12 protein-coding genes are annotated in these 13565 nt (G+C 45.3%); 1 reads left to right on the forward strand and 11 read right to left on the reverse strand.

The features are described from left to right. Window positions 1-85 precede the first annotated feature (85 nt). The 7 genes from ARA78_RS08505 to ARA78_RS08535 form a co-directional block, all read right to left on the reverse strand. A complete protein-coding gene (locus ARA78_RS08505; protein WP_015534409.1) occupies window positions 86-460 on the reverse strand; it encodes a hypothetical protein in 375 nt (124 codons plus the stop codon). Window positions 461-937: 477 nt separating this feature from the next. Continuing rightward, window positions 938-1708, reverse strand: a complete 771-nt coding sequence (trpA, locus tag ARA78_RS08510) for a tryptophan synthase subunit alpha (protein WP_055280368.1) — start codon at window positions 1706-1708, stop codon at window positions 938-940. Then, a complete protein-coding gene (trpB, locus tag ARA78_RS08515) occupies window positions 1701-2885 on the reverse strand; it encodes a tryptophan synthase subunit beta (RefSeq protein ID WP_055280369.1) in 1185 nt (394 codons plus the stop codon). The genes trpA and trpB overlap by 8 nt, the downstream gene beginning before the upstream one ends. Before the next feature lie 87 nt (window positions 2886-2972). Then, window positions 2973-3857 carry an indole-3-glycerol phosphate synthase TrpC gene (trpC, locus tag ARA78_RS08520; protein ID WP_055280370.1) on the reverse strand — a complete coding sequence of 295 codons (885 nt, stop codon included), beginning with the start codon at window positions 3855-3857 and terminating at the stop codon, window positions 2973-2975. A gap of 49 nt (window positions 3858-3906) precedes the next feature. Continuing rightward, window positions 3907-4920 (reverse strand): anthranilate phosphoribosyltransferase, encoded by a 1014-nt coding sequence (trpD, locus tag ARA78_RS08525; RefSeq protein WP_055280371.1) that lies wholly within the window; start codon window positions 4918-4920, stop codon window positions 3907-3909. Between the two features lie 28 nt (window positions 4921-4948). Then, on the reverse strand, window positions 4949-5515 hold the full coding sequence (locus ARA78_RS08530; protein WP_055145999.1) for an anthranilate synthase component II: 567 nt from the start codon (window positions 5513-5515) through the stop codon (window positions 4949-4951). Between the two features lie 14 nt (window positions 5516-5529). Then, on the reverse strand, window positions 5530-7023 hold the full coding sequence (locus tag ARA78_RS08535; protein ID WP_055280372.1) for an anthranilate synthase component I family protein: 1494 nt from the start codon (window positions 7021-7023) through the stop codon (window positions 5530-5532). 747 nt (window positions 7024-7770) lie between these two features. Here ARA78_RS08535 and ARA78_RS08540 point away from each other — a divergent pair. Then, window positions 7771-9150, forward strand: a complete 1380-nt coding sequence (locus ARA78_RS08540; protein ID WP_022217402.1) for an MATE family efflux transporter — start codon at window positions 7771-7773, stop codon at window positions 9148-9150. On the opposite strand, the gene ARA78_RS08545 is transcribed toward ARA78_RS08540, so the two are convergent. From ARA78_RS08545 to ARA78_RS08560, 4 genes are all read right to left on the reverse strand, one after another. Further along, on the reverse strand, window positions 9116-10519 hold the full coding sequence (locus ARA78_RS08545) for an MATE family efflux transporter (protein WP_055280416.1): 1404 nt from the start codon (window positions 10517-10519) through the stop codon (window positions 9116-9118). The genes ARA78_RS08540 and ARA78_RS08545 overlap by 35 nt on opposite strands. A gap of 206 nt (window positions 10520-10725) precedes the next feature. After that, a complete protein-coding gene (locus ARA78_RS08550; protein WP_022217400.1) occupies window positions 10726-11568 on the reverse strand; it encodes a hypothetical protein in 843 nt (280 codons plus the stop codon). A gap of 136 nt (window positions 11569-11704) precedes the next feature. Then, on the reverse strand, window positions 11705-12568 hold the full coding sequence (locus ARA78_RS08555) for an aldo/keto reductase (RefSeq protein ID WP_055222377.1): 864 nt from the start codon (window positions 12566-12568) through the stop codon (window positions 11705-11707). Window positions 12569-12655: 87 nt separating this feature from the next. Next, window positions 12656-13384 (reverse strand): flavodoxin, encoded by a 729-nt coding sequence (locus ARA78_RS08560; RefSeq protein WP_055280373.1) that lies wholly within the window; start codon window positions 13382-13384, stop codon window positions 12656-12658. Window positions 13385-13565: the final 181 nt, after the last annotated feature.

The raw sequence follows: 13565 nt of genomic DNA on the forward strand, positions 1-13565 counted from the left end.
TCAAGTAAAAACACGGCAGTTGCTCAAGTTTATTTATGCCCTGAACAACTGCCACTATACTTCATCTGTTTGCTCACAACACCTTCTATACCGCTAGTTCATCCCTACCCAGGCTTATCTCATAGCAGCCTTTCTCATCGACAGTCACCACGACTCTCTCAAATCCTGTGTAAAATCTTAATATATACAGATCATCTGCCCTTGAGATAACCACCTCAGCATTCATCTCCGCAAGATCTGTCATATTGTCTTTCAGCACACCCTCGCTGACTCTGATGATCTGTCTCTCCTTCTCCACCTGTCTCTTCTCCTGAAGCTCCTTATAATAAAGGAAGAGATTCTCCTCCAACGCCTTTGATCTGCAGCTGCATCTGTGAAAATAGCTGCCGATGATCATATAAAGCATGTATGCTGTCTCCTGCTGTCTGTGTGATGTCTTTTCTGTAAATGAATATCTCATAATCGTTACCTCCATAATGAAAAAATAAACCTAAAATAAATCTACAAAATGTTGTCAATGTGTTATCTGAAGCTTCACCAGCTCACACCTCCATGGTGCCCACTCCCCGGTCTGTCATTTTTCAGCCGACGACAGTCGCTGTGTCCGTATTCTTTGCTGCCCCGGATACCGGGCAGATGCATATTCAGTTTTCATTTGAAATCTGCCCCATGCCCAAAAGGCAACAAAAAAAGAGTCATGATCGCAGACTTGTAGCACTTGCTACTCATCATGTTTTCAAACTCTTCTACTTAAAATATAATTTATTCAATTTTCATTATGGATATCAGCAATCGCTGATGTATATGTTATATCAAAAACTAATTGTGGTGTCAACATATTTATAAATATATCTATAAAACACAAGAGAGCCAGATTTCTCCGACTCTCTTAAATATGCATCCACAAATGCATACCCAAATTAGTATCTATAATTTCCTACCTTATCGCATCCTTCATACTCTTCACATAATCTCTCACATAAGGCACACAGTCCTTGCCGTACTGGGCGCACAGCTTGACGATGGCTGAACCGACGATGACACCGTCTGACTTTTCCGCCATCTGCTTTGCCTGCTCAGGTGTGGATATTCCGAAGCCTACAGCGCAAGGGATGTTCTTTGCCTTCTTCACCAGATTGACCATTGCACCTATGTCTGTGGTGATCTTGGTTCTTGTTCCAGTTACACCGAGTGATGACACACCATACACAAATCCACTCGCATCATTTGCGATCATGGATATTCTCTCATGGGATGTCGGTGCGATAAGTGAAATGAGATCCACATCATACTGCTTGCAGATTTCGTCAAACTCATCCTTCTCCTCGTAAGGAATGTCAGGAAGGATCAGACCGTCTATGCCGATCTCCCTGCATGTGCTGATGAATCTCTCCGAACCGTACGAGAACACGACATTTGCATATGTCATGAACACCATAGGTATTGTAACTTTCTTGCGGAGCTTTCTCACAAGGTCAAATACCTTGTCTGTCGTCACGCCACCTGCCAGCGCTCTTATATTTGCGCCCTGAATGACCGGACCCTCGGCTGTCGGGTCTGAGAATGGGATTCCCAGTTCTATAAGGTCTGCACCGGCCTCAACCATTGCGTATACTACCTCCTCTGTCACATCCAGCGACGGATCGCCACATGTCACAAATGGTATAAATGCTTTTCCATGCTCAAATGCTTTTGATATATTACTCATGAAGATCCTCCCCTCTGTATCTTGCGATGGCTGCAACGTCCTTATCGCCACGTCCTGATACATTGATCACTATTATTTTATCCTTATCCATTGTAGGTGCCAGCTTCATGGCGTAAGCCACAGCGTGTGCGCTCTCTATCGCAGGGATGATTCCCTCGATCCTTGACAGATACTCAAATGCATCAACTGCCTCGTCATCTGTGATCGCCACATACTCTGCACGTCCGATGTCGTGAAGGTATGCATGCTCAGGTCCGATTCCCGGGTAGTCAAGTCCCGCTGAGATCGAATATACAGGTGCGATCTGACCAAATTCATCCTGACAGAAGTAGGACTTCATGCCGTGGAATATACCAAGCTTTCCGGTTGCGATGGTTGCCGCTGTCTCAAATGTATCAACACCTCTGCCTGCTGCCTCACAGCCGATCAATCTGACGCTCTCGTCAGGTATGAAATCATAGAAAGCTCCGATGGCATTTGAACCGCCGCCCACACATGCCATGACGACATCAGGAAGTCTTCCCTCCTTCTCCATGAGCTGTGCCTTGATCTCTTTACTGATCACAGCCTGGAAATCACGGACGATCTCAGGGAAAGGATATGGTCCCATGACTGAGCCGAGTACATAGTGTGTGTCATCGATCCTGCTTGTCCACTCACGGAATGCCTCAGATACCGCATCCTTCAGTGTGGCTGTTCCAGTCTTTACCGGATGAACCTTTGCACCCAGAAGTCTCATTCTGTACACGTTGAGAGCCTGTCTGATCGTGTCCTCCTCGCCCATGTATATCTCACACTCCATGCCCATCATGGCTGCAACTGTAGCTGTTGCAACTCCATGCTGTCCGGCACCGGTCTCCGCGATAACTCTTGTCTTGCCCATTCTCTTGGCAAGGAGCATCTGTCCGATTACGTTGTTGATCTTGTGCGCTCCTGTGTGGTTCAGATCCTCTCTCTTGAGGTATATCTTCGCTCCGCCCAGATCCTTTGTCATTCTCTCCGCATAGTAAAGTCTGCTAGGTCTTCCCGCATACTCGTTGAGCATCTCCGTGAGTTCTCTGTTGAACTCCGGATCATCTTTATATTTCTTGTAAGCCTCCTCCAGCTCCAGCATCGCATTCATCAGAGTCTCTGGAATGTACTGGCCGCCGTGAACGCCAAATCTGCCTTTTGACATATGTTTTTCCTCCTGTTTTTGTCTTCTCAGATATATTTTCAAATGTAATTTCTACACTTTTGTATTGTGTTTCTTCTATATAATATGTTACTCGCCTCTAAGTTCCGCAAACAACTTCTTCTTGTCGAGACTTCTCATAAATGTCTCACCTATGAGCACCGCATCAGTTCCATTTGCCTTGAGCCTGTCTATGTCCTCTTTTGCCTTGATTCCACTCTCAGACACATACACCATCTTCTGGGGTGCTAAAGTGTCAGCCGCAGCTCCTGTACCAGTGACAGGTACCTCCGTCCCCATATGGGTGGCTGGCACCGTATCCGGTATCAGCTTTCTAAGACGAACGCTGTTCATGATGTCCACCGTAAATGTTCTGAGATCCCTGTTGTTCACTCCGATGATGCCGGCTCCGCAGGCTATCGCCCGTCTGACCTCATCCTCATCGTGAGCCTCAACCAGAGCCGACATCCCAAGTTCATGCGCAAGCCGAAGATATGAGGCAAGCTGCTCGTCTTCCAATATTGCGCAAATCAAAAGCACCGCCGAGGCTCCTATGACCTTTGCCTCATATATCATATACTCGTCAACTGTAAAATCCTTCCTCAGCAGCGGTATATTTACCTCCTTCTTTATATCCATCAGGAACTGATTGCTTCCCTGGAAATAAAACGGCTCAGTGAGCACCGATATGGCTGAAGCACCAGCCGCCTCATATTCCTTTGCGATCTCAACATAGGGAAAGTCCGGTGCGATAAGCCCCTTGGAAGGCGAAGCCTTCTTGACCTCACAGATAAACGATATTCCATCCGCTGCCAAATTATCTCTAAATGGGAACTTACTATATGGGCTGCTGCCGTTATCCGTCTCTCTGGCAACTATATCAAGTGCCTGTCTCTTCATCTCCTCAAGAGGAACTTTTTTCTTCTGCTCCGCCACACGTTCCTTTGTCTTTGCAGCTATCTCATCTAATATCATCTCTTACCTCTCTATACAACTTTCTATCATAGTCTGTGATGAAACTTATCTACTCATTTGTCAGTCTTACAAATGCATCAAGCGTCTCAGCAGCCTTGTCACTGTCGATCACGTCCTCTGCAACCTTGATTCCATCCGCTATGGAATCTGCCTTGCCTGCGATGTAGATACAAGCTGCTGCGTTCAGTACAACTGCATTTCTCTTGGCTCCTTTAATCTTGCCTGACAGGATATCGCGGGTAATCTGCGCGTTCTCCTCAGGATCGCCGCCCACCAGATCCTCCTTGCTGCATCTCTCAAATCCGAAATTCTCTGGCTTGATCTCGTACTTTGTGATCCCGCCATCTTTGATCTCTGCAACTGTTGTAGGTGCGCTCATGGATATCTCATCCAGACAATCCTGTCCGTATACGACAAGTCCCCGTTTTACACCAAGACCAACAAGTACAGGAGCCATCTGATCAACAAGCTCCTCCTTGTATACTCCCATGATCTGCATCTGAGCCTTTGCCGGGTTGGTGAGAGGACCAAGGATATTGAATACTGTCGGTATTCCAAGTGCCTTTCTGACCGGACCTGCATATTTCATCGCCTTGTGATAAACCTGGGCAAACATAAAGCTCATGTTGCACTCAGCAAGAACCTTGCCCATCTTTTCAGGTGATATGGAGATATTTACACCAAGGGCCTCAAGGACATCCGCTGCGCCACTCTTGCTTGATACGCTTCTGTTACCGTGCTTTGCGATCGGTACTCCGGCCGCTGCTGCAACTATACCACTCGTTGTCGATATGTTAAATGAATTCGCACAATCTCCGCCTGTTCCCACGATCTCAAGAACATCTATTCCGTCATGTGGAAGAGACTCCGCATGGTCTCTCATTCCATTTGCACTGGCTGTTATCTCGTCAAGCGTCTCGCCCTTCATGTGAAGCGCTGTGAGATATCCCGCCGTTGTCTCTCCCGGCACCTGGCCACTGAATATCTCATCCATGCTGGCATATGCCTCATCGTATGTAAGATCCTGTCCTGCTGCTACCTTCTTAAGAGTTTCCTGTATCATCGCCATATCCTCCTTATTTTATATCAATTTATATCTCTAAAAAATTTCTGAGCATTATCTTGCCCTTCGGTGTCAGTATCGACTCGGGATGGAACTGAACTCCATATACCTCATAATTCCTGTGTTTTACTGCCATGATCTCTCCATCCTCCGTCCTGGCTGTGACCTCCAGGCATTCCGGGAAATTCTCATCGGCTGCTGCCAGTGAATGATATCTGGCAACCTGTATCTTGCTCTGAAGTCCTCTGAACAATCTGCAGTTCAGATCCACATCAACCAGCGACATCTTTCCATGCATAAGTTTCTTTGCATATGTGACTGTCGCACCATATGTCTCACAAATCGCCTGATGTCCGAGACACACGCCGAGGATTGGTACTTTTCCTGCAAAATATCTCACCGCTTCCTCACACATTCCCGCATCCGAAGGTCTTCCGGGTCCCGGTGAGATGATTATGTGATCCGGATTCATCGCCTCGATCTCCTCACAGGTGAACTCATCATTTCTTATAACCTTTATATCCGGATTTATTGCCCCCACAAGCTGATACAGGTTGTAGGAGAAGCTGTCATAATTATCTATAAGTATTGTCATTTATTTTGTCCTCCTTATATTTGTTGTGCATGCGCATGAAAGGCGCTCATTGTGAGTGCTGTTGTAACTGCCTTTGCCTTGTTGATACATTCCTGGAACTCATTTGCCGGAACACTGTCCGCCACGATTCCTGCTCCGGATCTGACAAATACCTTGTCACCCTTTTTGTATGCGATCCTTATGGCTATACATGTATCAAGATTCCCTGTGAAATCTATGTATCCTATGGCACCGCCATATATTCCTCTCTTGTTGTCCTCCAGCTCATTGATGATCTGACACGCTCTGATCTTCGGTGCTCCCGAGAGGGTTCCTGCTGGAAGTACCGCATCCACGGCTGACAGCTCATCATACCTGCTGTCATCGATCTCTCCTTTGACCGTTGACCCGATATGCATTACATGTGAGTACCTCTGAACCTTCATGTACTGCTCAACCTCAACAGTTCCGAACTTGCTTATCTTACCAAGATCATTTCTTCCGAGATCCACCAGCATGTTGTGCTCCGCCAGCTCCTTCTCATCCGCCATAAGTCCGGCCTCAAGTCTCATATCCTCTTCCTTTGTCTTTCCCCTCGGTCTCGTTCCAGCAAGAGGAAATGTGTGGAGCACGCCATTCTCAAGCTTTACCAGTGTCTCAGGTGATGCGCCCGCAACCTCTATCTGGTCGCCGCTGAAGTAGAACATATATGGAGAAGGATTTGTGCTTCTGAGAACCCTGTATGTATTGAACAGTGAACCCTCCATCTCAGCCTCAAGTCTGTTGGACAGAACCACCTGGAAGATATCTCCCTCGAATATGTACTTCTTTGCCCTCTCGACCATGCTGCAATATTTTTCTTTATTGAACAGAGGCTTGAAATCACTCTTCATCTTAACCGGCTCTATCTCAGCCATCTCTCCATCGAGGATTAGCTTCTTCATATCTTCTATGTCAGCAAGTGCCTTTGCATATCCGGCTTCTATATCGGACGTGTCAGCATTTGCAATGAGGATCAGCTTTGACTTGAAATTGTCAAATGCTATGACCTTGTCAAAGAGCATGAGATCCAGATCCTGAAATTCCTCATCGTCATCGGCATCGATCACAAGCTTCTTCTCACTGTACTTTATATAATCATATGAGAAGTAACCGACAAAACCTCCTGTAAACGTTGGAAGTCCTTCTATCTTCGGACTCCTGTAATCCTTGAGTATCTCTCTGATGAATACCTCAGGATGAATATCGTCCGCTTCCTTTATCACATTTCCATCTATATCCTTGAGCTGTATGTGCCCATTCATGCATGTGACATCAAGCTTTGGATTGTAACCAAGAAATGTGTACCGTCCCCACACCTCCTGATTCTCCACGCTCTCAAGTATGTAACAGTGCTCATTTGCCGCTTTCAGCTTTCTGAGTAAGTTGATCGGTGTGATCACATCCGATAACATCTCGCAACACACCGGAACCATCCTGTATCCGCCCGCCGCATATTTCTTTGCCTCACTAAGTTCTGGTCTTATCATGTCTCATCCTCCTTGTTTTTGAACACTATCATGCATTCAATAAATTTCCCTGTGCTCATCTCTTTCATATATGTCTATCAGGCTATCGTCAAAGGATCTATCAAATGTCACATGTCTTTCTGCAAACTAAAAAAGCACCACAGGACATAAAAAAATTCCTTATCCTACAAACATTAGGACAAGAAATCTAATCTCCTGCGGTGCCACCTAATTTCATCAATAAATAAAAAAAATATATATAAATAATTTATATATATTTATATATATCGATGCCCTCGACCATATACAATCATATATGTACCTTCTATAACGGTAGGTCTCCGTCTCCCCTACTTGAATCTCAAATCTTTCGGTTTGCCCTCACAAGTCCATTCACCTGCACTCCCATCGCTGCAATCACACCACCTGCAACTCTCTGAACATGTTATATGCCGCTACTCCTCTTGATCAACGGTTTATCTTATATCTGTAACCATAATGCGCTTTCCTAGTAAATTTGTCAAGAATAATTTTTCAAGTTTTTGCTATATTTTCACTCGTTTTTTACTGTTTCCCGCATATTTGCTGGACTTTTTCCACTTATCATTTATTTTATACTTTCTTTATTATTTGCAGATTGACTACACCACCCAACTGAAATATCCTATACATTAGACTTGAGGACGGAGGGGCATGTACCTCCGTCCCCACGATGAACGACGGAGTTTTCATCGGATTTTATAAAGTTATCAACATTAAGGAGTAGTTATGAACACAAGTACAATTTCTTCAAATTCCGAAGAGAGGATGGGCACGGCGCCGATATTTAAACTTATGCTCTCCATGGGCATTCCAACATTTGTGGCGCAGCTCATCAATCTCTTATACAACATAGTGGACAGAATATACATAGGACATATCCCCGAGGTAGGCGCAGCATCCCTCACCGGAATCGGACTGTGTCTCCCGATCATCACCCTTGTAAGTGCATTCAGCGTGTTCGTGGGCGCGGGCGGAGCACCTCTGGCTTCCATTGCTCTCGGTAAAGGCGACAGGGACAAGGCACAGCGCATCCTGTCAAATGGCGTAACCCTGCTCATCATATTTACAGTTATTGTTATGGCTGTCATCTACACATTGAAGAAACCGCTTCTGTATTTCTTCGGTGCCAGCGATGCCACCTATCCACATGCCGATGACTATCTGAGCATTTACCTTATAGGCACTATATTTGTCATGATCACCACCGGACTGAACACATTTATCACAGCCCAGGGACAGTCAAAGACCGCCATGTTTTCTGTGCTCATAGGAGCCATATTCAACATCATCCTCGATCCGATATTCATATTTGCACTGAACCTCGGAATCAAGGGTGCGGCCATAGCGACCGTCATATCCCAGGCGATAAGTGCGGCATGGGTTATCAGATTTCTGACATCCGACAAGGCTAGTCTTCGCATATCAGCGCAGATGATGCGTCCACAGGGCAAGCTGATCCTGTCAATTGCAGCTCTCGGTGTGTCACCATTTATCATGCAGGTCACGGAGAGCCTTATAACCATCGTGTTCACTCACGGGCTCCAGAAGTACGGCGATGACCTGTACGTGGGATCATTCACCATACTCCAAAGTATCATGCAGATTATATTTATCCCGATGAGCGGTTTCTCCCAGGGAGTCCAGCCCATCATCAGCTACAACTACGGCAAGGGCAACGTGGACAGAGTGAAGAAGACATGTACCATACTGATAACCATGTCCATCATAGTGTCATTTGTCCTGGCTGGGGCCGCATTCCTGTTTCCGTCCGTGGCAGCCGGAATATTTACCTCGGATGAATCCCTCAAAGCACTCTGTGCAAAAGTTCTTCCGATATACATATTCGGAATGATGTTCTTTGGCATACAGAACGGATGTCAGCAGTCCTTCATATCCATGGGACAAGCAGGCAAATCCCTTATATTTGCACTGCTGAGAAAGGTCATACTGATAATCCCACTCGCGATCATCCTGCCATACTGCACGCACTCAGTCATGAGTATTTACTACGCCGAGCCTATCAGCGACATAGTGTCCGCATTCTCATGCGGCGCAACATTCATGCTGACATTTAAGTCAATGATGAAAGGTGCAGGGAAGAAGTAACCCTCCTCATTTTCCTTCTCAGCAACACCATGCCCACCACGCACGACACGATCTCCGTGATCGGGAATGCCCACCATATCAGTGATACATCCGCCTGACCGCCTCTGACCAGAGCCGCAAATGCTCCGGCAAGCGGCAGGATGATTATCAACTGTCTGAGCAGCGATATCACAAGCGATTCCACACCGCCTTCAAGGGCCTGATATATTCCCTGAAATGCAACATTTACCCCGGCAAATACGAAACTTAGGGAGATTATCCTCATGGCGTCTATAAAATACACTCTGGACTGTCCCGCATTAAAAAGTCCGGCAAATGCAGCTGGAAACAGCTCTGTCACAGCCATTCCAAACACCATCAGCACTATTGTGCAGATTATTCCATACTTAATCGCATCATTTATCCTCTTTCTGTCACCCATTCCATAGCTGTATGCCGTGATCGGGGTGATCGCATCCCTGAGTCCAAATGCGAGAAACAGCACAAACTGCTGAACCTTGTAGAACAGACCATATGCAGTCTGCGCCGACTGGTTAAACTTGAGAATGAGATTCAGCGCGTATACCATGATGGACATAAGTGCCTGGGCTATGATGGCCGGGAGTCCTATGGCATATATTCCCCGGATGATTCTCCAGTCAGGCTTCATGTATGCACATCCATGTTCAAATTCCTTATTAAGTCTCAGATGGAACACGCACAGCAGAACCGCAGACGCTATCTGACCTATAATAGTCGCATAGGCGGCTCCTCTGACACCCATCTCAGGAAATGGTCCCACTCCGTATATGAGAAGCGGATCAAGTATGATGTTTATGACAGCTCCCATCACCTGACCTATCGTTGAATACATGGATCTGCCAGTTGCCTGAAGCAGCTTCTCAAACAACGAGAAGAATATTATTCCAAATGAATACACACAGCATATTCTTAGATAATCCACAGCCATCTCTGTGACCTGCGTGTCCATAGTCTGTGAGACTATATAACTCCTCACTCCCAATATTCCAAATAACAAACACACCACATATATTACAGCACCGAGAAACAGACTGTTGCCAGCCACCTTGGCAGCTCTTTCCTTATCACCCTGACCAAGGGTTCTGGCAATAAACGCATTTGTGCCGACTCCCGTGCCTATGCCCAGAGCAACCATGAGCATCTGCACCGGAAATACCAGCGTGAGGGCATTTAACGCAGCCTCACTTCCCACCTTCATATTTCCCACAAATGCGCTGTCTACGATGTTGTACACCGCCTGAAGCGCCATGGAAAGAATCATAGGAATACCCATCTGGATCATCAGCTTTCCAACTGGCATATCTTTCATCTTATTTCTCTCTCTGTTTTCCTCTTTGTTCTTATCCATTTCTTCCACTCTTCAAACTCCTTTCCCTGAACAAAAAAAGCAGCTATCGCCTAAGTTAGTTGGACTTACGCTGAATAGCTACACACTAGAAAATTATTATATATACACATAAAAAGCGAGTGACAAAACTGGATTTACGCAATCTTTGCCACTCGCTTTCGATGTGTATTATACTTTTTGTTTTTGAAAAAGTAAAGTTGTAAAATTTATAATGGACTGAACATGTTATCCAGAATATCCTGATAATTTCTGTCACCAAGTGTCTCTATAGCTATTATCATCGTATACTTTCCGTCATCTGATCTTACTATTACATTTGTCAGAGAGTACTCAGTTCCAGACATATCAGCCGTTGCTGTACATATGTAGTGCTCTTCGCCAAATACTGTACACTTGGAATAATCAGTCTCAATATTGCTTGCTTCAGCGCCAATTCTACTTGCTGTAGATGTAATAACAGTATCCATCTGAGCAACAGTTGCCTTTGCTACTGTATTCTCATCAGCCCACACATCATAACCGTAATTTCCACCACCCTTAGGGGACTTTATTTTGAGCAGAATATAGTGTGTACCATCATTTGCACAGAATGCATAATCGTTTCCTACCGTAAAGCTATTGTCCAGATTATCCAATGCCCTCTGTACAGTCTCATCGCTATTGGAATCCTCCACAACCTCAGAGATATCGGTGGCAGTCAGTAATGAACCTCTTGTCTGAATTCCATAGCTTCCTTCAAGGTTGATCTTAAATCCAAAATACGAATTCTCATAACCATTCTTGGTGTATACACCTACTATTGAAGGATCAGCTTCTGCCTCTTCACTGTCCTCTGTATCTTCCTCTGTGTCCTCCTCATCAATGGCGACCGAACTGTCCTCAGTATCATCTGCAGTGTCCTGTGTTTCAGTATCCTGCTCCTCTGTTGCTGCTTCTGTCTCAGCTTCAGTTGTAGCCTTAGTTACAGAATTGTCATTGCCCCCACAGCCTGTCAGCATCAATCCCATCATCATTGCAGCCACTACAATATAACTTGTTCCCTTTTTCATATTGTTCATTTCCTCCTAAATGTATAAAATTAGCAACATCTCTATTATAAGGTAACTATTATATTATGCAAGATATTTATGATTGCAAACTATACAAACCTGACGGCTGTCCACTATAGCTATGAACTTTTCTTTATTATATACGTCCACCATATACAGGAAAACCACTGCTCGCTCCATAGCTCTCGATCTTCTTGAAATTCTTAAGAGCCTCCATATCCTCTGCACTTATCTCGAAATCGACCTCTGTATTGCTCTTCATGTGCTCTGGATTGGCCGTCTTTGGCAGTGAAATTGTTCCGAGCTGGATAGTATATCTGATGCAGAGCTGTGGAACAGTCACACCATACTTGTCCGCCATAGCCTTGATCTCAGGCTGATTGAGTATCTCACCATGTGCGATAGGTGAATAAGCCTCAACAAGTATATCGTTCTTCTGACAGTAATCCACCAGTTCTATCGGAGTATTGCTGATGTGAAGAAGTATCTGGTTGACCATAGGCTTGATCTCAGCAGTCTCCATAAGGCTCTCGATATCACCGATCTGGAAATTGGATATACCAATAGCCTTGAGCTTGCCTTCCTTGTATGCCTCCTCAAGTGCTCTCCATGCTGCTCTGTTGCCCTCCACGTATCTGTCATCGCTCTGATTTACCTTTACCCAAGGCTGTGGGCTGTGAATGATCATCATATCGAGATAGTCAAGTCCCATCTTCTCAAGCGTTCCATCGATTCCCGCCTTGGCCTCCTCATATGTCTTGTGCTCAGCCGCAACCTTTGAGACTACGAACAGTTCTTCTCTTGGAATACCACAGGTTCTAACTCCTTCGCCTACTCCGCGCTCATTGCCGTATGCCTGTGCAGTGTCAATATGTCTGTAACCTATCTTTATGGCCTCCCTCACGGCATCTGCTACCTTGTCATCGTCGATGAACCATGTTCCAAGTCCAAGCTTTGGAATTGCTACTCCATTGTTAAGTGTGTAAGTTTCTTTTAACATTTTTATATCCTCCTGTTTCTTTTTATTTCAATTTCAAATTATTTCCAGCTATGTTTATTACATCTGTTCAGTTACTTATCTGACACATTACTGTCCAAGGCCGAGCCCGCTTATCCAGTCGGCCACATCCTGCTGTGTCACACCCGACGAGAATCTCTGACCATCCTTCCAGTCTCCGCTTCCTGCCTCAGAAGCCAGATCATCTGCACTGCTTCCCAGTCCTGAGCTCGCCGATGTGCAGAACGGATATACAGTCTTGCCAGTGAAGTCATTTGCCTTGACAAATGAATCTACCGGCCATGCAGACGTTCCCCACCATATAGGATAACCTACAAATACCGTATCATACGATTCCCAGCCAGGAACTTCAGTGGTGGTAAGCTCCACATCCCTGAGGCTTTCGTCATTGTGTTCCTTTGATACCCTGCTGCTGTCATCATTGTAGTTCAGATCATCCGATGTATACTCCTGGGCCGGGGTGATCTCAAATATATCTGCTCCTGTCTCTGCCGCTATATATTCTGCAGCATCTTTTGTATTTCCAGTTGCTGAAAAATAGATCACCAGAGTCTTACCTGTCTCTGTGTCAACATTGTCTGTCTCATCAGCGCTGCTTTCCTCGCTGGTCTGTTCCTCTGATACCGTAGAGTCAGCGTTGTCGTTGCTTGTATCGGCCTCATTGACCGCATCCGTAACAACCTCTGTCTGGGTTTCTGCCTGTGTGATACTTTTACTTTCTGTGCTGTCACCACTTCCGCATCCAACAAGTCCAAAAGCCATAACAGCACACACTAAAAATGCTCCTAATTTCTTCATTAAAGCGTCCTCCTGTCTGTTTTAACTACCATATTTTCGAAAAACGTCAGGAACTGTTTCTCTGACATATCTAATAATACTCTTTGGATTTCACTTCAAGGCAAGGACTTTTTTTGTATTCTTGATTTTTCTATCGTCTGCTCATTTTTGCTGTATTTTCACTCCACAAATCAAGCACCAT

It is taken from the genome of Coprococcus eutactus (assembly GCF_001404675.1).
Lineage (GTDB): Bacteria > Bacillota > Clostridia > Lachnospirales > Lachnospiraceae > Coprococcus > Coprococcus aceti.

What these genes read in the sequence shown, in the direction of transcription:
- trpA (WP_055280368.1), bottom strand. Translation starts at nt 1,708, where the DNA reads ATGAGTAATATATCAAAAGCATTTGAGCATGGAAAAGCATTTATACCA.
- ARA78_RS08530 (WP_055145999.1), bottom strand. Translation starts at nt 5,515, where the DNA reads ATGACAATACTTATAGATAATTATGACAGCTTCTCCTACAACCTGTAT.
- ARA78_RS08560 (WP_055280373.1), bottom strand. Translation starts at nt 13,384, where the DNA reads ATGAAGAAATTAGGAGCATTTTTAGTGTGTGCTGTTATGGCTTTTGGA.
- ARA78_RS08505 (WP_015534409.1), bottom strand. Translation starts at nt 460, where the DNA reads ATGAGATATTCATTTACAGAAAAGACATCACACAGACAGCAGGAGACA.
- ARA78_RS08545 (WP_055280416.1), bottom strand. Translation starts at nt 10,519, where the DNA reads ATGGATAAGAACAAAGAGGAAAACAGAGAGAGAAATAAGATGAAAGAT.
- ARA78_RS08550 (WP_022217400.1), bottom strand. Translation starts at nt 11,568, where the DNA reads ATGAAAAAGGGAACAAGTTATATTGTAGTGGCTGCAATGATGATGGGA.
- ARA78_RS08540 (WP_022217402.1), top strand. Translation starts at nt 7,771, where the DNA reads ATGAACACAAGTACAATTTCTTCAAATTCCGAAGAGAGGATGGGCACG.
- ARA78_RS08555 (WP_055222377.1), bottom strand. Translation starts at nt 12,568, where the DNA reads ATGTTAAAAGAAACTTACACACTTAACAATGGAGTAGCAATTCCAAAG.
- trpB (WP_055280369.1), bottom strand. Translation starts at nt 2,885, where the DNA reads ATGTCAAAAGGCAGATTTGGCGTTCACGGCGGCCAGTACATTCCAGAG.
- ARA78_RS08535 (WP_055280372.1), bottom strand. Translation starts at nt 7,023, where the DNA reads ATGATAAGACCAGAACTTAGTGAGGCAAAGAAATATGCGGCGGGCGGA.
- trpD (WP_055280371.1), bottom strand. Translation starts at nt 4,920, where the DNA reads ATGATACAGGAAACTCTTAAGAAGGTAGCAGCAGGACAGGATCTTACA.
- trpC (WP_055280370.1), bottom strand. Translation starts at nt 3,857, where the DNA reads ATGATATTAGATGAGATAGCTGCAAAGACAAAGGAACGTGTGGCGGAG.